Source organism: Exiguobacterium sp. s143 (assembly GCF_018618895.1).
Taxonomy (GTDB): Bacteria; Bacillota; Bacilli; order Exiguobacteriales; family Exiguobacteriaceae; genus Exiguobacterium_A; species Exiguobacterium_A abrahamii.
This window is the reverse complement of sequence record NZ_JACSMX010000001.1, coordinates 972,951-991,479: the sequence shown is the minus strand read 5'-3', so window position 1 is coordinate 991,479 and position 18,529 is coordinate 972,951. Positions and strand designations below refer to the sequence as shown.

16 protein-coding genes are annotated in these 18,529 nt (G+C 47.0%); 15 read left to right on the top strand and 1 reads right to left on the bottom strand.

The genetic code is table 11. The annotated features are described in order from the left end of the window. The first annotated feature begins 6 nt into the window (after window positions 1-6). From KNQ03_RS05355 to KNQ03_RS05310, 10 genes are all read left to right on the top strand, one after another. Window positions 7-525, top strand: coding sequence for a FadR/GntR family transcriptional regulator (locus tag KNQ03_RS05355; RefSeq protein WP_050677654.1), 519 nt, complete (start codon window positions 7-9; stop codon window positions 523-525). 21 nt (window positions 526-546) lie between these two features. Beyond that, window positions 547-1,407: an acetyl-CoA carboxylase, carboxyltransferase subunit beta gene (gene accD, locus KNQ03_RS05350; protein ID WP_023469040.1), complete on the top strand. Its 861-nt coding sequence runs from the start codon at window positions 547-549 to the stop codon at window positions 1,405-1,407. Beyond that, window positions 1,394-2,329 carry an acetyl-CoA carboxylase carboxyl transferase subunit alpha gene (gene accA / locus KNQ03_RS05345; protein WP_023469039.1) on the top strand — a complete coding sequence of 312 codons (936 nt, stop codon included), beginning with the start codon at window positions 1,394-1,396 and terminating at the stop codon, window positions 2,327-2,329. The genes accD and accA overlap by 14 nt, the downstream gene beginning before the upstream one ends. A gap of 147 nt (window positions 2,330-2,476) precedes the next feature. Continuing rightward, on the top strand, window positions 2,477-3,445 hold the full coding sequence (pfkA, locus tag KNQ03_RS05340) for a 6-phosphofructokinase (protein WP_029342336.1): 969 nt from the start codon (window positions 2,477-2,479) through the stop codon (window positions 3,443-3,445). Between the two features lie 65 nt (window positions 3,446-3,510). Next, window positions 3,511-5,259: a pyruvate kinase gene (gene pyk / locus KNQ03_RS05335; protein WP_050677653.1), complete on the top strand. Its 1,749-nt coding sequence runs from the start codon at window positions 3,511-3,513 to the stop codon at window positions 5,257-5,259. A gap of 59 nt (window positions 5,260-5,318) precedes the next feature. After that, a complete protein-coding gene (locus KNQ03_RS05330) occupies window positions 5,319-5,789 on the top strand; it encodes a DUF441 domain-containing protein (RefSeq protein ID WP_023469036.1) in 471 nt (156 codons plus the stop codon). 218 nt (window positions 5,790-6,007) lie between these two features. Continuing rightward, window positions 6,008-7,120, top strand: coding sequence for a citrate synthase (gene citZ, locus KNQ03_RS05325; RefSeq protein ID WP_047393546.1), 1,113 nt, complete (start codon window positions 6,008-6,010; stop codon window positions 7,118-7,120). Between the two features lie 71 nt (window positions 7,121-7,191). Further along, the gene (gene icd / locus KNQ03_RS05320) at window positions 7,192-8,466 is read left to right on the top strand and encodes an NADP-dependent isocitrate dehydrogenase (protein ID WP_149427711.1); all 1,275 of its coding nucleotides are present in this window, start codon (window positions 7,192-7,194) and stop codon (window positions 8,464-8,466) included. Between the two features lie 22 nt (window positions 8,467-8,488). Next, window positions 8,489-9,427: a malate dehydrogenase gene (gene mdh / locus KNQ03_RS05315; RefSeq protein ID WP_050677650.1), complete on the top strand. Its 939-nt coding sequence runs from the start codon at window positions 8,489-8,491 to the stop codon at window positions 9,425-9,427. A gap of 456 nt (window positions 9,428-9,883) precedes the next feature. Further along, window positions 9,884-11,023 (top strand): zinc-dependent alcohol dehydrogenase, encoded by a 1,140-nt coding sequence (locus tag KNQ03_RS05310; RefSeq protein WP_035396552.1) that lies wholly within the window; start codon window positions 9,884-9,886, stop codon window positions 11,021-11,023. 59 nt (window positions 11,024-11,082) lie between these two features. Here KNQ03_RS05310 and KNQ03_RS05305 read toward each other — a convergent pair whose 3' ends face one another. Next, window positions 11,083-11,508 (bottom strand): divergent PAP2 family protein, encoded by a 426-nt coding sequence (locus KNQ03_RS05305; RefSeq protein WP_133207611.1) that lies wholly within the window; start codon window positions 11,506-11,508, stop codon window positions 11,083-11,085. 211 nt (window positions 11,509-11,719) lie between these two features. On the opposite strand from KNQ03_RS05305, the gene KNQ03_RS05300 reads away from it, so the two are divergent. The 5 genes from KNQ03_RS05300 to coaE all read left to right on the top strand — a co-directional run bounded on the left by KNQ03_RS05300 (window position 11,720) and on the right by coaE (window position 18,428). Continuing rightward, a complete protein-coding gene (locus tag KNQ03_RS05300; protein WP_371743236.1) occupies window positions 11,720-12,439 on the top strand; it encodes a response regulator in 720 nt (239 codons plus the stop codon). After that, complete coding sequence (gene pnpS, locus KNQ03_RS05295) at window positions 12,436-14,169, top strand: two-component system histidine kinase PnpS (RefSeq protein ID WP_214723788.1); 1,734 nt, start codon at window positions 12,436-12,438, stop codon at window positions 14,167-14,169. Before KNQ03_RS05300 ends, pnpS begins: the two co-directional genes overlap by 4 nt. Before the next feature lie 212 nt (window positions 14,170-14,381). Beyond that, window positions 14,382-16,979: a DNA polymerase I gene (gene polA, locus KNQ03_RS05290; RefSeq protein WP_214723786.1), complete on the top strand. Its 2,598-nt coding sequence runs from the start codon at window positions 14,382-14,384 to the stop codon at window positions 16,977-16,979. Between the two features lie 16 nt (window positions 16,980-16,995). After that, window positions 16,996-17,826 carry a DNA-formamidopyrimidine glycosylase gene (gene mutM / locus KNQ03_RS05285; RefSeq protein WP_149427709.1) on the top strand — a complete coding sequence of 277 codons (831 nt, stop codon included), beginning with the start codon at window positions 16,996-16,998 and terminating at the stop codon, window positions 17,824-17,826. Beyond that, the gene (coaE, locus tag KNQ03_RS05280) at window positions 17,823-18,428 is read left to right on the top strand and encodes a dephospho-CoA kinase (protein ID WP_149427708.1); all 606 of its coding nucleotides are present in this window, start codon (window positions 17,823-17,825) and stop codon (window positions 18,426-18,428) included. The genes mutM and coaE overlap by 4 nt, the downstream gene beginning before the upstream one ends. Window positions 18,429-18,529: the final 101 nt, after the last annotated feature.

Below are 18,529 nucleotides of genomic sequence, written 5' to 3'. Positions count from 1 at the left end.
ATCGATATGGAGAAGAAACGAAATGCGTTTGAAGCAAATATCGCGGCGATTAAATTGATGATCGAACAAGATGGATTAGTTCCAGGAGACCGTATTCCATCGGAACGGGAACTGGCAGAACGACTATCCATCAGTCGACCGTCCGTACGAGAAGCATTACGGACGCTCGCTTATTTAGGGATCGTCGAGACACGACATGGAGGCGGAAGCTTTCTATTGAACCGTGACGATCATACCTATATTCAAATCATCGCTCAATTCTTAGTGACTGGCGATTCGAAGTTCGAAGACTTGGCAGGAACGCTCCGCTTGCTTGAGCAAGCAGCGCTCGCGCAGCTGGATGACCTTTCGGTGCTTGCACCAGTCGTATCATCCGATGCAGCGTTTCGTGAGACGTTGATTCAGACGGTCGATAACGATTTGTTTGAACGAATCTGGCGACAAGTCAATGCCTTCCATAAAAGCTTCGGTCAAGGGGAACTCTATACGCAGGCGGAACGGGAACAACTCTTGAACCGCCCATAGGATGACAAGGGGGAACTGAACGTGCAAGCATTTTTTCGAAAACCTAAAAAGTTCGTCACGCTGACTTCGAAGGAGCAGCGTGTCGATGTGCCAGTTGGCCTAATGACGAAGTGTCCGAAATGTAAATTAATCCAATATACGAAACAACTGGAGGCGAACTTACGTGTCTGTTCATGTGGGTATCATCACCCGTTGACCGCGCAAGAACGTTTTACGCAATTATTCGATGAAGGTTCGGTGACGTATTTCGACTTACCGGCAGTTCAAGCGGATCCGCTTGGATTCCAGGATTACCCGGAAAAATTAAAGGGCGACCAAGTCAGAACGGGTCTTGAGGAAGCGATCGTCTGTGGCGTCGGGAATGTGAATGGTCACCCACTCGTCGCTTGTGTCATGGATGCACGATTCCGGATGGGTTCGATGGGTGCAGCGGTTGGTGCTGCGATTTCTGAAGCGGTTCGTTACGCAACGAAACATCGTCTACCTGTCACGATTTTCTCCGCTTCAGGTGGAGCACGGATGCAAGAGGGAATGGTTAGTCTCATGCAGATGGCGAAATCGAGTCTCTTCTTAAAACAGCATTCAGATGCTGGACTACTTTATATTTCTTGTATGACTCATCCGACGACCGGCGGGGTATCAGCAAGTTTTGCGATGCTCGGTGACTTTAACATCGCTGAACCGGGGGCGTTGATCGGATTTGCAGGTCGACGGATCATCGAACAGACGATACGTGAAAAACTACCGGAAGATTTCCAAACAGCAGAATTCTTATTACAAGCAGGTCAACTGGACGATGTCGTATCACGACATGATCTGAAAACGTACTATACGCGAATCTTAAAGCTACATGCGGAGGGAACGAACCATGCAACCATTTGACCAACCAGTCATCGCGTTACGCGAAAAAATTCTTGAGCTCCATGATATGGCGGAAACACAAGGTCTAGACTTCAAGGAAGAACTCCAACTTCTTGAAGAACGCCTTCATCGGTTAGAACTCGATATTTACGGGAATATGAAAGCGTGGAATCGTGTTCAATTGGCACGTCATCCAGAACGTCCAACGACACTCGATTACATTGAATCCATCTGTGAAGATTTCATCGAACTGCATGGCGATCGTCATGGATATGATGATGCGGCAATCGTCGGTGGAATCGGAACACTGAATGGTCGTCCGGTGACGATCATCGGTCATCAACGCGGAAAAGATACAAAAGAAAACATTCGTCGTAATTTCGGGATGCCACATCCGGAAGGGTACCGAAAAGCACTACGTCTCATGCAACAAGCGGAGAAATTTAATCGACCGATCATTACGTTCATCGACACGAAAGGGGCTTACCCAGGACGTGCGGCAGAAGAACGTGGTCAGAGTGAGGCCATCGCGAAAAACTTATTTGAGATGGCTGGCATGACGGTTCCAATCATCTCGATCGTCATCGGTGAAGGTGGATCAGGTGGTGCTTTAGGAATCGGAGTGTGTGATCAACTCTTGATGCTCGAGAATTCAACGTATTCGGTCATCTCTCCTGAAGGTGCTGCAGCATTGTTATGGAAAGATGCAAGTCTTGCGGAGAAAGCGGCAGAATCGATGAAGATCACAGCACCTGATTTATTACGACTCGGGATCGCGGATGCCATCATTCCAGAAGTCGTCGGAGGGGCGCATCTCGATGTGTCATTACAGGCGGATAAATTAAAAACTGTATTGGTACAGAAGCTTGAATCATTGGTTCATCTGACCAAGGAAGAGCTCATTGATCAGCGGACCGAAAAATATCACCAAATTGGCACATAAACACCATGTAATCGCTATCATGATTGATATTCCTCATTTCCGGAATCGGTAATGAAAAAACAAGTGAAAGTTTATGCAATCTGCCCTGTTGTAAAACAAGAAAACAACGTGCTATTTTAGATTCAGATTAATGGAGAGGTGATTAACGTGAGTTTAAAACGGATTGCTGTCTTAACGAGTGGCGGCGATGCACCAGGTATGAATGCCGCGGTGCGTGCTGTCACGCGTAAAGCGATTTTTCATGGCTTAGAAGTATTTGGTGTCTATAACGGCTATCAAGGATTAATCAACGGGGACATCGTCCAGTTGAACCTTGGGTCAGTCGGTGACATCATTCAACGAGGCGGAACGTTCCTACGTTCAGCACGTTGCCCTGAGTTCCGTACAGAAGAAGGACGAGCAAAAGCGGTCGTCAATCTTAAGAAATTTGAAATTGATGCACTCGTCGTCGTAGGCGGAGACGGGTCGTATCGTGGTGCCCAAAAATTGACGGGACTTGGCTTCCCGACAATTGGACTTCCAGGTACGATCGATAACGATATTCCTGGAACGGACTATACGATCGGTTTTGATACAGCGCTCAACACGGCGCTTGAAGCGATCGATAAAATCCGTGATACGGCATCGTCGCATGAGCGGACGTATGTCATTGAAGTCATGGGACGCGATGCGGGTGATATCGCATTATATGCAGGACTTGCTGGTGGAGCAGAATCGATTCTTGTTCCTGAGCGTCCTGAAGATTTAAAAGAAGTCCTCGATCGCATTCAAAGTGGTGTCAATCGCGGTAAGAAACACTCAATCGTCATCGTCGCTGAAGGTGCAGGCCGTGCTCAGGACGTGGGAGACGCGATCGCAAAAGAAACAGGTCTCGACACACGCGTCACGGTTCTTGGTCACGTTCAACGTGGTGGAGCACCAACGGCAGCGGACCGTGTACTTGCAAGTCGGATGGGGGCGCATGCCATCGAAATCCTACTTCAAGGAAAACAAGGACGTGTCGTAGGTGTACGTGGTGGTAAGATGATCGATCTCGACATCGATGAGGCACTCGACGAAAATAAACATGAGCTGGATCTTGATATTCTCGAGCTTTCAAAACAGCTTTCGATTTAACGAACGTCGATAGGATTGGAATGGACAAGAGCACTTGGCCAAACACCGTAGGAGGTTTATGGAATATGCGTAGAACTAAAATTGTATGTACGATTGGACCGGCGTCAGAAAAACGTCTTCCAGAAATGATTGAAGCAGGTATGAACGTCGCTCGTTTGAACTTCTCACACGGCGATTATGAAGAACACGGTGCACGTATCACGGATATCCGTCGTGCAGCGAAAGAAGCAAACAAAATCGTTACGATTCTTCTTGATACGAAAGGACCAGAAATCCGTACACATTCGTTTGAAGAAGGAAAAGCGCTTCTCGAACGTGGTCAAGAAGTCATCATCGTTAGCGGAGACGCAAACGAAATCGTCGGAACGAAAGATAAATTCTCTGTCACGTATGAAGGACTCTATGATGACGTCGAAGTTGGTTCGATGATCATGCTTGATGACGGTCTCATCGGTCTTCGTGTCACTGAAAAACTTCCGAACCGTGAGCTTCGTTGTTCAATCGAAAACGAAGGCGTCATCAAGACGAAAAAAGGTGTTAACTTGCCAAACGTGAAGGTTAACCTTCCTGCTTTGACAGAAAAAGATATTGCGGATATCGAGTTCGGTATCAAGAGCGATATCGATTTGATCGCGGCATCTTTCGTGCGCCGTGCGTCAGACGTCGTTGCGATTCGTCAATTGCTTGAGAAAAACAACGCGAGCCACATCAAAATCTTCCCGAAAATCGAGAACCAAGAAGGTGTCGATAACATCGAAGAAATCCTTGCGATTTCGGACGGTTTGATGGTAGCGCGTGGTGACCTCGGTATCGAGATTCCAACGGAAGAAGTCACGCCAACTCAAAAAGACTTGATCAAGCTTTGTAACGACTTCGGTAAACCAGTCATTACAGCAACACAAATGCTTGACTCGATGCAACGTTTCCCACGTCCAACACGTGCTGAAGCATCAGACGTCGCGAACGCGATTCTTGATGGTACGGATGCAATCATGCTTTCAGGTGAGACAGCAGCAGGGGACTACCCAATCGAATCTGTCCAAATGATGCACTCGATCGCAAAACGTACAGAAAAAATGCTCGACTACAAGCTCTTGTTGAAAGATCGTCAGACACGTAGTGAGCACACAGTGACGGATGCAATCGCTCAAGCGGTTACGCACACTGCAATCAACTTGGACGCAAAAGCAATCTTGACACCGACACAATCGGGTTACACGGCTGCACGTATCTCGAAATACCGTCCAGAGCCAAACATCGTCGCTGTTACACCAAGCGCACGTGTCGCACGTCAGTTGAACATCGTATGGGGCGTGTACCCAATCGTCGTTGATCATCTTTCAGACAACACGGATGACATGTTGACACTTGCTGCGGACACAGCAAAAGACGCTGGTTTCGTCACAGATGGTGATCTCGTCGTCATCTCAGCAGGTATTCCTGCTTTGACTGCTGGTACAACGAACATGTTGAAAATCCACATCGTCGGTAAAGAGATCGCAAACGGTCGTGGGATCGGTGAGCGTGGAGTCGTTGGCGAAGTCGTCATCGCAAACAATGCTGAAGAAGCAAACTCGAAAGCGAAGCCAGGCATGATCCTCGTTACGAACTCAACTGATCGTGACATGATGCCTGCAATCGAGATGGCTGCAGCGATGATCACAGTTGATGGCGGATTGACAAGCCATGCTGGAATCGTTGGACCATCACTCGGTAAACCAGTCATCGTTGGTGTCGAAGATGCATTGACAGTCTTCAAAGACGGTCAAATGATCTCAATCGATCCATTGACAGGTAAACTATATAACGCATAATCCATTCATGACGGACGTGACTTAGGTCATGTCCGTCTTTTTTTGTATGAGGAGGACGTATGGAAGCTTATCTTTTTTTGATTGCCCTCGTCTTCATCGGGGTCATCGCACAAAATAAATCATTAATCATTGCTGCAGCCTTCCTGCTGATCATCAAGGCAATCGGGCTGGATGGTAGACTGTTTCCTTCCTTGCAGGCAAAAGGAATCACGTGGGGCGTCACATTGATCACGGCAGCGATCCTCGTACCGATTGCAGCAGGGGATATCGGATTTAAGGAGTTGCTCCAAAGTATTCGGGGACATATCGGCATCATCTCATTTTTATCAGGAATTTTTGTTGCAATCGTCGCGGCACACGGTGTTGGACTGATGAAAGAAGATCCACTCGTGACGACAGCCTTGCTAGCTGGAACGATTCTTGCAGTAGGACTTTTCCGTGGGGTACCGGTCGGACCATTGATTGGTGCTGGAATCGCGGCGCTCGTCATCGGAATGTGGGATGTCATCGCAAAAGCGTTCACAGGATGAGCCGAATCAGCAAAGTAACTGAATTAATTTTTTGATAATAGTATGCAAGTTCATTCACTTTTTGGGTATTTTTGTTTATACTAAGAACAGAAACAAGATGGTCTATTCAAGAGTACAGCGCTACAAGCATGGGGAACGACTCTTGAGTGGACGTCTTTTTTTCAATACGGAAATGAAAGCGTTTTAAATTTCTGGGGAAAAAAAGGGGGATTATTGTCATGACGCAAACTAAAGGTTTAGAGGGAATCGTCGCGACTTCATCGAAAATCAGTTCGATCATCGATGGTCAATTGACGTATGGCGGTTATACGATTGATGATTTGGCGGAGCACGCCTCATTTGAGGAAGTCGTCTTCTTGTTGTGGAACGACCGTCTACCGAAAGAAGAGGAATTGAAGCAACTATCGGAAGCACTTATTTCCGAAGCAACGGTTGCGACTGCCGTTCTTGAAACGATGAAGGCAGCACCGAAGTCGGCGAATGCGATGGCGACGATTCGAACAGCGCTCTCTCAACTCGCGCTTTACGATGAGACATCGGAAGATATGTCGACTGAGGCGAATTACGCTAAAGCCATCAAATTACAGGCACAAATCGCAACACTCGTCACAGCTTACGCTCGTATCAAAAAAGGACAAGAGCCGATCGCACCTAAAGCAGGTCTTTCATACGCAGGAAATTTCTTGTTCATGTTGACGGGTGAAGAGCCAACGGAAGTTGCAGAAAAAGCCTTTAACCAAGCGCTCGTTCTTCACGCTGACCACGAGTTGAACGCTTCGACGTTCACAGCACGCGTGTGTGTCGCGACACTCTCTGACGTCTACTCAGGTGTGACGGCAGCGATGGGCGCATTAAAAGGACCACTTCACGGTGGCGCGAACGAAGCCGTCATGAAGATGTTGTTAGAAATTGATTCGGTTGAAAAGGTTGACGAGTATGTTCATAATAAACTTGAGAACAAGCAAAAAATCATGGGCTTCGGTCACCGTGTCTACAAGGACGGCGACCCACGTGCGAAGCATCTTCAAGAAATGAGTCGTCAGCTGACTGCTCAAATCGGGGAGCCGAAATGGTATGAGATGTCAGTTAAGATCGACGAAATCGTCCAATCGGAAAAAGGATTGAAACCAAATGTTGATTTCTATTCCGCTTCTACGTACCATGCACTTGGACTTGATACAGAACTATTCACTCCAATCTTTGCAGTAAGTCGGATGTCAGGTTGGTTGGCGCACATTTTAGAGCAGTATAGCGATAACCGTCTGATTCGCCCGCGTGCAGACTACACGGGTGAAACGCACCGGACATACGTGTCCATCGAAGAACGTTAAAAGGACGGGGAGGAGCAATCCTCTCCTGATTTTTGATGTAGATTACAATTACTTAAGGGGGATTTTTAGACATGGCTACACTTCAAGGCGAAAACATCACAGTAACTAACGGTACACTTCAAGTTCCAAACGCTCCAATCATTCCGTTCATCATTGGTGACGGAACAGGACCTGACATCTGGAACGCAGCTGTACGTGTGTTTGATGCGGCAGTTGAAAAAGCATACAACGGTGAGAAGAAAATCGAATGGAAAGAAGTCTACGCTGGTGAAAAAGCATTCAACAAAACAGGCAACTGGTTACCAGAAGAGACACTCGATCTCATTCGTGAGCACATCATCGCAATCAAGGGACCACTTACGACACCAGTCGGCGGCGGAATCCGTTCGTTGAACGTTGCTCTACGTCAAGAGCTTGATTTGTACACATGTCTTCGTCCAGTTCGTTACTTCACAGGTGTTCCTTCACCGGTTAAACGCCCAGAAGATACAGACATGGTCATCTTCCGTGAAAATACTGAAGACATCTACGCAGGAATCGAATACGCAGAAGGTAGCGAAGGCGCTGCAAAACTGCTTCAGTTCCTTCAAAACGAAATGGGTGTCAATAAAATCCGCTTCCCTGAGACATCTGGTCTTGGAATCAAACCGATTTCAAAAGAGGGAACAGAACGCCTCGTTCGTGCAGCAATCGAATATGCACTCGAGAACAAACGCGCTTCGTTGACGCTCGTTCATAAAGGAAACATCATGAAGTTCACTGAGGGTGCTTTCAAAAACTGGGGTTATGAGCTTGCTGAGCGTGAATACGCAGAGCACGTCTTCACTTGGAACCAGTACGATCGCATCAAGGAAGAAGAAGGAACAGATGCTGCGAATAAAGCACAAGCAGACGCAGAAGCTGCTGGTAAGTTGATCGTGAAAGACTCAATCGCTGATATCTTCTTACAACAAATCTTGACTCGTCCAAAAGAGTTCGATGTCGTTGCGACAATGAACTTGAACGGTGACTACATCTCGGATGCACTTGCTGCACAAGTCGGTGGTATCGGAATCGCACCTGGAGCAAACATCAACTACATGACAGGTCATGCGATCTTTGAAGCCACTCACGGTACAGCACCGAAATACGCTGGACTTGATAAAGTCAACCCATCGTCTGTCATCTTGTCAGGCGAAATGATGTTCCGTCACCTCGGCTGGAACGAAGCGGCAGATCTCATCATCAAATCGATGGAAACATCGATTGAATCGAAAGTCGTCACATACGACTTCGCACGTCTCATGGATGGTGCGACTGAAGTGAAGTGTTCTGAATTCGCGGACGAACTCATCAAAAACATGTAATCCGATCAGGAGGAATGAGTCGATGAACAGACGGAAGAAGATCGCAGTCATAGGAAGTGGCTTTACGGGCGCAACGACAGCACTCTATCTTGCTCAGCGAGAGCTAGGAGATGTCGTCCTCGTCGACCGACCTGAGCAAGAGAATCCGACGAAAGGAAAGGCGCTCGATATGCAAGAGGCAGCGCCGATCCTCGGGTTTGATGCTTCAGTAAAAGGGACATCGAACTATGCCGACATCAACGGTGCGGATATCGTCGTCATCACTGCCGGTATCGCTCGGAAGCCGGGTATGAGCCGCGAGGACCTCGTGAGTACGAATGCTGCCGTCATGACAGCTGTGACGAAGGAAATCGTTGCGCATGCACCGGAATCGATCATCATCGTTTTGACGAATCCTGTCGATGCGATGACGTATACGGTCTATCAAGCATCTGGTTTTCCGAAAGAGCGTGTCATCGGTCAATCCGGTGTCCTCGACACAGCACGCTTCCGGACATTCTTAGCAGAGGAACTGAACGTTTCTGTAAAGGATGTATCGGGATTCGTACTCGGCGGACACGGGGATGACATGGTGCCACTACTGCGCTATTCTCAGGCGGGAGGTATTCCAATCGAGAAACTGATATCCAAGGAGCGGTTAGATGCGATCGTTGACCGAACACGTAAAGGCGGCGGTGAAATCGTTCAGTTACTCGGAAACGGTTCCGCTTACTACGCACCGGCAGCAGCAATTGCTGAGATGGTCGAGGCGATCTTGAAGGACCAGCGACGTATTCTACCTGCCATTGCTTATCTCGAAGGCGAATATGGATATGACGATATGTATTTCGGTGTACCGGTCATTCTTGGCGGAAACGGTGTCGAGCATGTCTATGAACTCGAACTGACGACTGAGGAGCAAGAGGCTTTGAATCGTTCTGCCTCTACAGTCCGCTCTGTACTCGACTTATTAAAATCTTGATTCTAAAAAAAGACGAACTTGTCACTTTCGACAAGCTCGTCTTTTTTCATCTCGTCATAATCGATGAGGAGAAGCATAGTGCGATAACTTGGCATACCAAGGGCAGACCAGTATAAGAAGAAACGTCAGCCAAGGAATCAAGTATCCGATTCGAAGGAAGTAACCTTGGTGTTCCATATGTAGGTGTTGTGAGTTTTGACAATGTGGACAGGGCAGTCCGTGAGCAGACCAGATTAAACGATAGATTGTTCGAGCAGACCAGGATTGACGACAAACGGTGCATCGTGCCACGTGAGTGCCTCCTTTCATTCATAGGTTTATTGTGTAAAGTGTGTTTTTCACAACATACGATACACATAGGCGAAAAGTTCCAATTTTAATAAACATGTAGAAAAGATGATTGTATTAGGGTAAGGACAAAGGTACGTCATTTTATTCCACTAAGGGGGATGCCACATGCGCGCCGTAACGTACCAAGGAGCAAAAGATGTTCAAGTCAAACAAGTCCAGGATCCATCGATTGATAAAAACGATGATATCATCGTCAAAATCACATCGACTGCAATTTGTGGATCAGATTTACACATCTATCAAGGAAATATGCCGGCTCACAAAGATTATGTCATTGGTCATGAACCGATGGGCATCGTTGAAGAGGTTGGACCAGGTGTGACGAAGGTCAAGCGTGGCGACCGCGTCGTGTTACCGTTTAATGTTGCTTGTGGTCACTGTTTCTTTTGTGAACATGATATGGAGAGTCAATGTGATAACTCGAACGGAAATCCCCATGTCGATACAGGTGGGTACTTCGGTTTTACAGAAGAGTTTGGTGGACATCCCGGTGGTCAGGCGGAATATTTAAAAGTTCCGTTCGGGAATTTCATGCCACTCGTGATTCCTGAATCATGCGAATTAGAAGATGAGGCATTATTGTTCTTATCTGACGTTTTACCTACGGCGTATTGGAGTGTCCTGCATGCGGGTGTGAAAAAAGGAGATACGGTCGTCGTACTCGGATCAGGACCAGTTGGACTAATGACACAAAAATTTGCATGGATGCAAGGAGCAAAGCGAGTCATTGCGGTGGATGATCAAGTGTATCGATTAAATCATGCTAAAGTCACGAATAAAGTCGAGACAGTAAATTTCTCGGATCACGCAGAAAGTGGTGCGTATATTAAAGAGCTAACACAAGGTGGAGCAGACGTCGTCATTGATTGCGTCGGTTTTGATGGGAAGATGTCCCCTGTAGAAAAAATTGAACAAAAGATTGGTCTGCAAGGTGGAACGTTGAGTGCCATTGACATTGCAAAGGACGCTGTCCGGAAATTTGGTACTGTGCAGTTGACAGGCGTCTACGCTAAAAAATATAATCAGTTTCCGCTTGGCGATTTCTTTACCCGAAATATTACGCTGAAAATGGGACAAGCACCAGTCGTTCATTTGATGCCGGAACTGTTCCAGAAAATCATCAATCAAGAATTTGATCCGACGGATATCGTGACACACCGAGTGGCACTTGATGATGCTGCTTCTGCCTATCAGACATTTAATGATCGGACAGATGGATGTATCAAGGTCGTCTTGAAACCATAAGCTTTATCATACTCAAACAGCCCATCCGATTTTTGGATGGGCTGTTGTACATCATAGGATTAAAAGAAGAAGACGGGCCACAGAATACCGACGGCTAGTCCGAGTAACAGACCGACGAACACCTGAAATTCGGTATGACCGACGAGCTCATTCAGGAGAGGAGTCTCATGGCGAATTCCTTTGAAATAATCATTGAGTAGTTTTGCCTGAACACCGACTGCTTGTCTGACACCGGTCGCATCATACATGATGATTGTCGCAAAGATGACAGCCAGTGCGAAAATCGAAGACGAGAAGCCCTCCTGAAAACCGATGACAACGGCTAAGGCGACGACAGTCGAACTATGTGAACTAGGCATACCACCGGAAGCAAACATGATTTCCAGGTCGAACTTTCGTGTCCGAACCAAACTCGTGACAAGCTTCGCTGCTTGAGCGATGAACCACGCCGTGATGGCTGCAAAAAGGGGATGGTTCCATTCCATACATTCTACCTCCTACAATTAACGATATGTATTGTTTCCCCATTTTATTAGCTTTTACACGAACGATCTAGTTGGATTCGGCATCTCCTTTAAAGATTGTGTAAAGAAACAGCAGAAAGATTTGTGATTTTCCTGTGAAAGTCGGTAAGATGAAGACAGACGAAGCGGATTCCACGGAATTCCTCATTCGAAAGAACGAAACTTGAGGGGGATGCAAGGTTTGAAAGATAAAATTATCGTGGTAGATGATGAATTGTCGATTGCAACACTATTGAAGTTTAATCTAGAACAGGCTGGTTTCATCGTCGAAACGGCACATGATGGGATGTCAGGTTTAAAATTAGCGGAAAAACAAGATGCCGCACTGATCGTACTGGATCTCATGTTGCCGGAACTCGACGGTCTTGAAGTATGTAAACGGCTACGCCAACAGAAAATCAATACGCCGATCTTGATGCTGACGGCAAAGGATGATGAGTTCGATAAAGTCCTTGGTCTTGAACTCGGTGCGGACGATTATCTGACAAAACCATTTAGCCCACGTGAAGTCGTCGCCCGTGTGAAAGCAATTTTACGACGAATGAGTCATCAGACAACACCTTCGGAAGAAGTGACGGATGGGACGATTATGATTGGTGATGTCAAGATCGTTCCAGATAACTACGAAGCTTTCAAAGCAGAAGAGCGTCTTGAACTGACACCTAAAGAATTCGAATTGCTCGTATATCTTGCTAAAAATAAGGGACGTGTCCTGACACGAGATCAACTGTTATCCGCAATCTGGAACTATGATTTCGTCGGCGATACACGAATCGTGGATGTGCACATTAGTCATGTTCGTGAAAAAATCGAGCCGAATACGAAAAAACCGATTTATATCAAAACGATTCGTGGTCTCGGGTATAAGATGGAGGAGCCGAAACCGGAATGAGTAAGTATCGCAAGCGGTTCATCTTCAAAATGTTTTCGTTCATCAGTCTCGTGCTAATTGCACTCGGTTTCTTACTTGGGCAATCCTTTAAAGAGTTCTATGTCCAAAATGAAAAAGAAAAATTGATGGATGAGACTTCTCTTGTCGAGACAATCTTACAAGGACGCGATGTTTCGGAGATGGCCCAGTACGTAAATCAATTGTACGCTGAATCGAACTTCGACATGATTTTATTCAATGGTCGGGGTGAGATCATTGCTGGTACACCGGTTGATGTGACGAAACTAAAAGTCGCGACTCTTAATTTTTCAGCGATTCCTGATGAGGGGACGTTTGAATCGAAAACAGATGACAGTGTCGTCCAATTCACGAAGCCTGTTCCGACAGCGGACGGTGGCGAGGTGTACGTCAGTTTCATTCGTTACGCAAAAGACTTAAACGTCATTTATTCACGGATTTGGACGGTCATCATCCTTTCTCTAGTTGCGTCGTTATTGGTTATATTCTTGACGATTTATCGGTCGACGAAACGATTCCTTCGACCGATCGCGGAGGCAACTGATGTCCTGCACGAACTGTCGCATGGAAATTACAAGTCACGCGTCTATGAGTTGTCGGCACCCGACGAATCACGCGATTTAGGGCGCTCCATCAATCTACTAGCGCGCAATCTCGAGAACGCATCGTCTGGTGAAGCGATGCAACGGGCGCGTCTTGAATCCTTGATCGAGTACATGGGAGCCGGTCTCATGTTGATTGATGAAAAAGGTTATGTCCTGCTCGTCAACCGGACGTATCGGGAAATGTTCAACATTCATGAACCGTCTAGCGGGAAGCTGTACTATCGTGTACTTCCAAACGAAAAGATGAGCCAGGTGATTGAAGATGTCTATCTGACGGAAAAACCAAATCGAAAGCAGTCGAGTGTGCGATTCGGCATCAATAGTCGGACGTTCATGGTCAGTGCCGCTCCGATTTTCGATAAGAACGGTCGCGTGCAGGGAACGACCGTCGTCTTTAACGACATCACGGAAATCAAAAAACTGGAACAAATGCGTAAAGACTTCGTCGCGAATGTCAGCCATGAATTAAAGACACCGTTGACGTCCATCAAAGGGTTTGCGGAAACGTTACTCGATGGTGCGCAAGAGGTTCCGGAAGTCCGAGAACAATTTTTACGGATCATTCATGACGAGTCGGAACGGATGCAGACATTGGTGGAAGACTTGCTTGAACTCTCTCGTCTAGAACAGGATAATTATCAACTCGAGACAGCAATCGTTGATGTGACAAGTCTCGTTCGGGAAACGGCAGCACTCCTGGACCGACGAGCAACAGAAAAAGAGATGACGATTCATATCGAAACGGAAGAGGAAGTCTTCATTCGGGCAGATTTGAATCGATTGAAACAGGTCGTCGTCAACTTGGTCGCGAATGCGTTGAATTATACGCCAAATGGTGGCAACGTCTGGATTCAGCTCGAGGATGGGGAAGAGTCTGTCCAGCTCATCATCAAAGATGATGGAATTGGCATTCATCCGAAAGAAACCCAACGGATTTTCGAACGTTTCTATCGCGTCGATAAGGCAAGAAGCCGCAATTCTGGGGGAACGGGTCTCGGACTAGCCATCGTCAAACACATCGTCGACCTTCATCATGGTGAAATCGAAGTCGCTTCAGAAGAGCAGAAAGGGACGACATTTACGATTCGTTTACCAAAACATGGCTGAATTTCACAGTGGATTCACATTTCCTTAATAGACGTATCTTATGATGAAAGTACCTTCTTCATCATCTGTATGGCGACTGGATCAGCTCCCATGTCGTCATGCCCTTGGCGATTGACTCCCCGTGAGTCAATCGTCTTTTTTTGGTCATTTTTAGCGAACAAATGTGTGTAGAGTGATACAATAGGAACAGAAAATCGATTAAAGGGGCGTAGATGATGGAAAATAAATTGCTATTGATTGATGGGAACTCGTTGACCTATCGGGCGTTTTTCGCCTTACCACCAATGACGGATGCGCAAGGACGAAATACGAACGCAGCTTATGGCTTTACGATGATGTTATTGAAGTTGCTCGAGGAAGAACAACCGACACATATGCTCGTTGCCTTTGATGCTTCGAGTGAAACGTTCCGTCATGATGTCTATCAGGAGTATAAGGGAAGTCGGGAAAAGACACCGTCCGAACTACGTGAGCAATTCCCGATCGTCCGGGATATCTGTGAAGCGCTCGGTATTCAAATGATGGAACTCCATCGCTATGAGGCAGATGATTTGATTGGTACGCTCGCACGAACGATGCCGACGGATCGGACGCGGATCGTCACAGGTGATAAAGATTTACTTCAACTTGTCACGGATAAGGTCGAAGTCTTGATCACGAAGCGTGGGATCACGGACGTCCAGTGCATGACGGAGGAACTGTTCGCTGAGACATATGGTGGTCTCAAACCGATTCAAATGATTGACCTGAAAGGGTTAATGGGGGATAAGTCGGATAATATTCCAGGGATTCCTGGGATTGGTGAAAAGACGGCAGTTAAATTGATTTCGGCATATGGTTCTGTCGAAGGACTGTATGAACATGTTGAAGACTTAAAAGGTAAGCAGAAGGAAAAAGTCATCGCGAACGAAGAGTTAGCACGACTATCGAAAGAACTTGCGACAATTAAAGTCGATGTCCCGCTCGAGACGACGCTAGATGATTTGCAAATTCGCGACGTTGATACCCAAGTGCCGTATTCGTTGTTCCAGTCGCTTGGCTTCAAGTCGTTGACGAATCGATTCGCCCCTGTCGTCAAAGAAGAGGATAAAGAGCAGTTGAACGTCGTGACGATCACTTCACTTCCTGAAGACGTCACCGATGCGGTGTTGCTTGCTGAACAGTTGCGAGAGGATTACATGGAAGAGGACATCATCGGGTTTGCGATCGCAACGCCTGACACGATCTATGTTGCTGCCCCAACGCTGGTCGAGGATCCGGCATTCCGCCAATGGATCGAGTCGGAACATCGGAAGGTTTGTCTTGATGCCAAACAAGTCGCATTCGCGTTGCGTAAGCACGGCTTAACCTTAAACGGTTATGAGGATCTGTTATTAGCGGGTTACTTATTGAACTTAAGTGGCGGCACGACGCTCGCTTCAATTGCTGGTCATTATGCATTGATGGCACCGAACGAAGAAGCAGTCCTCGGTAAGGGAGCCAAACGTCTAGCCCCAGCGGATGACGTATTACATCCTTATCTTGCAGAAAAGGCACGGATGATCGAGTTATTGTTCCCGAAAGTCCGGGAAGAGTTGAAGGCGAATCAGCAATATGAGCTGTATGAAACACTAGAGCGTCCATTGTCAGGTGTCCTCGCTGAGATGGAGTGGACCGGGATTCGTGTCGACGTCGCGACGCTCCAATCGATGCAAGCAGATCTTGCCGGGCGTCTTACAGAACTTGAGACGTTGGTCTTTGAAGCGGCAGGTGAGTCGTTCAATATCAATTCACCGAAACAACTTGGTGTGATTCTGTTTGAAAAACTCGAACTGCCCGCCTTCAAGAAAACAAAGACCGGCTACTCGACTGCCGCAGACGTCCTTGAAAAACTGCGTCCGCTGCATCCGGTCATCGATCACATCATGTTATACCGGGAGCTCCAAAAATTACAGTCGACGTATGTCGAAGGCTTACAAAAAGTCATCAAGGAAGACGGAAAGATTCACACCCGTTTTGCTCAGACGATTGCCCAGACAGGTCGTTTAAGTTCGGTCAATCCGAACCTTCAGAATATCCCGATTCGGATCGAAGAAGGACGGAAGATTCGAAAAGCCTTCGTTCCGAGTGAGGCAGGCTGGTCACTGTACGCTGCCGACTATTCACAAATCGAATTACGTGTCATGGCCGATATGTCGCAGGATCAGACGCTTGTCGATGCATTCTTACATGATGAGGATATCCATACTCAAACGGCAAGTAGTGTCTTTGGTGTTGAACCGGAGGATGTCACAGGAAATATGCGGCGTCAGGCGAAAGCCGTCAACTTCGGCATTATTTATGGAATCAGCGATTATGGACTGTCACAAAACTTGAACATCACGCGGAAGGAAGCACAATCGTTCATCGATCGTTATTTCGAGCTGTTCCCGCAAATCAAACAGTTCATGGATACGGCGATTGAAACGGCACGAGCGAATGGATTCGTCGAAACGTTGATGAACCGTCGCCGTAACATTCCGGATATCAATTCGAAAAACTTCAACTTACGCGGTTTTGCGGAACGTACAGCGATCAATACGCCGATTCAAGGTTCGGCTGCGGATATCATTAAAAAAGCGATGCTTGATGTTCATGCTGCCTTACAGGCATCTGATCTGAAAGCGCGTTTGTTATTACAAGTACACGATGAATTGATTTTTGAAGCACCAGACGAGGAACTCGACGCTTTACAAGCGCTTGTCAAACAAGCGATGGAGCAGACCGTCGAACTATCCGTACCGCTACGCGTCGATGGGGGCGCAGGACATACGTGGTACGAAACGAAGTAAGCAAGGAGGAATAGACGTGCCTGAATTACCTGAAGTCGAGACCGTTCGCCGCAGTTTAGAACGTTCGGTCTCTGGAAAAACAGTCTCTTCCGTCAAAGTCTACCACCCGAAAATGATTCGGGGGATGGAAGTGGCACCATTTGCAGATGCCTTACATCAAGAACGGATCGAACGCGTCGAACGTCGCGGTAAGTTCCTACTCTTTGATTTTGATCGTTTTTATCTCGTCAGCCATTTGCGGATGGAAGGGAAGTACTTCCCGTATCCACAACCGGTCGAGCGGGATAAACATACCCATGTCGTCTTCCGATTCACGGATGGTTCGGAGCTGCATTACAATGACGTCCGGAAGTTCGGAACGATGGAATTGCGTGATAAGGAAACAGCGATGCAGACTGCTCCACTGGCACAGCTGGAGCGTGAACCGTTTGATCCGGAGTTCACAGCAGAAGTGTTAGCGGAGAATTTAATTCGTAAAAAAAGAAGTCCAATCAAAACGGCACTGCTCGACCAATCGATTTTCCTTGGTCTCGGTAACATCTATGTCGATGAGACCCTTCATGCGGCACGCGTTCATCCGTTGACGAAGGCTGGTGCCTTGACGCTTGATGATATCTCACGCATCCATCAAGCCGGTGTCGACGTCTTACGACAAGCAGTGGAAGCGGGAGGAAGTACGATCCGAAGTTATGTCTCACCTTCTGGAAAAGGTGAGTTCCAGCTTCAACTCGCGGTATACGGTCAAAAGGGCGAACCGTGTCCCCGTTGTGGCACTGTCATTGAAAAAATTAAAGTCGGCGGACGGGGAACACACTTCTGTCCGACGTGCCAACAGGTCGCCTTATGAGGGTTGGTCTGACGGGCAGTATCGCCACCGGTAAAAGTACGGTTTCTAGCTATCTGAAGCAAAAAGGAATAGCGGTCATCGATGCGGATCTCGTTGCACGAGAAGTCATTGAACCAGGCGGGCGAGCCTATGAGGCGGTCAAGATGGCCTTCCCGGAAGCATTCGAAGAAGGACGTCTCGTTCGTCCAAAACTCGGACAAATCATTTTTCAGGATAGCGAAAAACGACAACAGCTGAATCAGTTGATGCACCCAAGTATTCGACGACAGATGCTTGATGAAGCAGATGCCTATGAACGTTCAGGACATTCGCTCGTCGTATTTGATATTCCGTTGTTACTTGAAGGCGATTGGCGGACGCTGTTCGACCGTGTCGTAGTCGTGTATTGTCCGGAAAACATGCAGTTAAGACGATTGATGCAACGTAATGATCTATCGGAAGAAGAAGCATATGCACGTATTCATTCGCAACTTAGCATTGAACAGAAAAAAGAGCTTGCGGATGATGTGTTCTTTAATGATGGGAGTCTTGATTCGTTATATCAACAAATCGATAAATGGTTAGTATTATATGACACCGATAAGCATGAGAGTGGTACATGAAAAGTGCGAAGTGAGAGAAGTTTCCATCTTCTCTCACTTTTTTTAGAGAACATAATGAAATCGCTTACATTTCATGATATAGTTCTATCTGTAAACGGAGC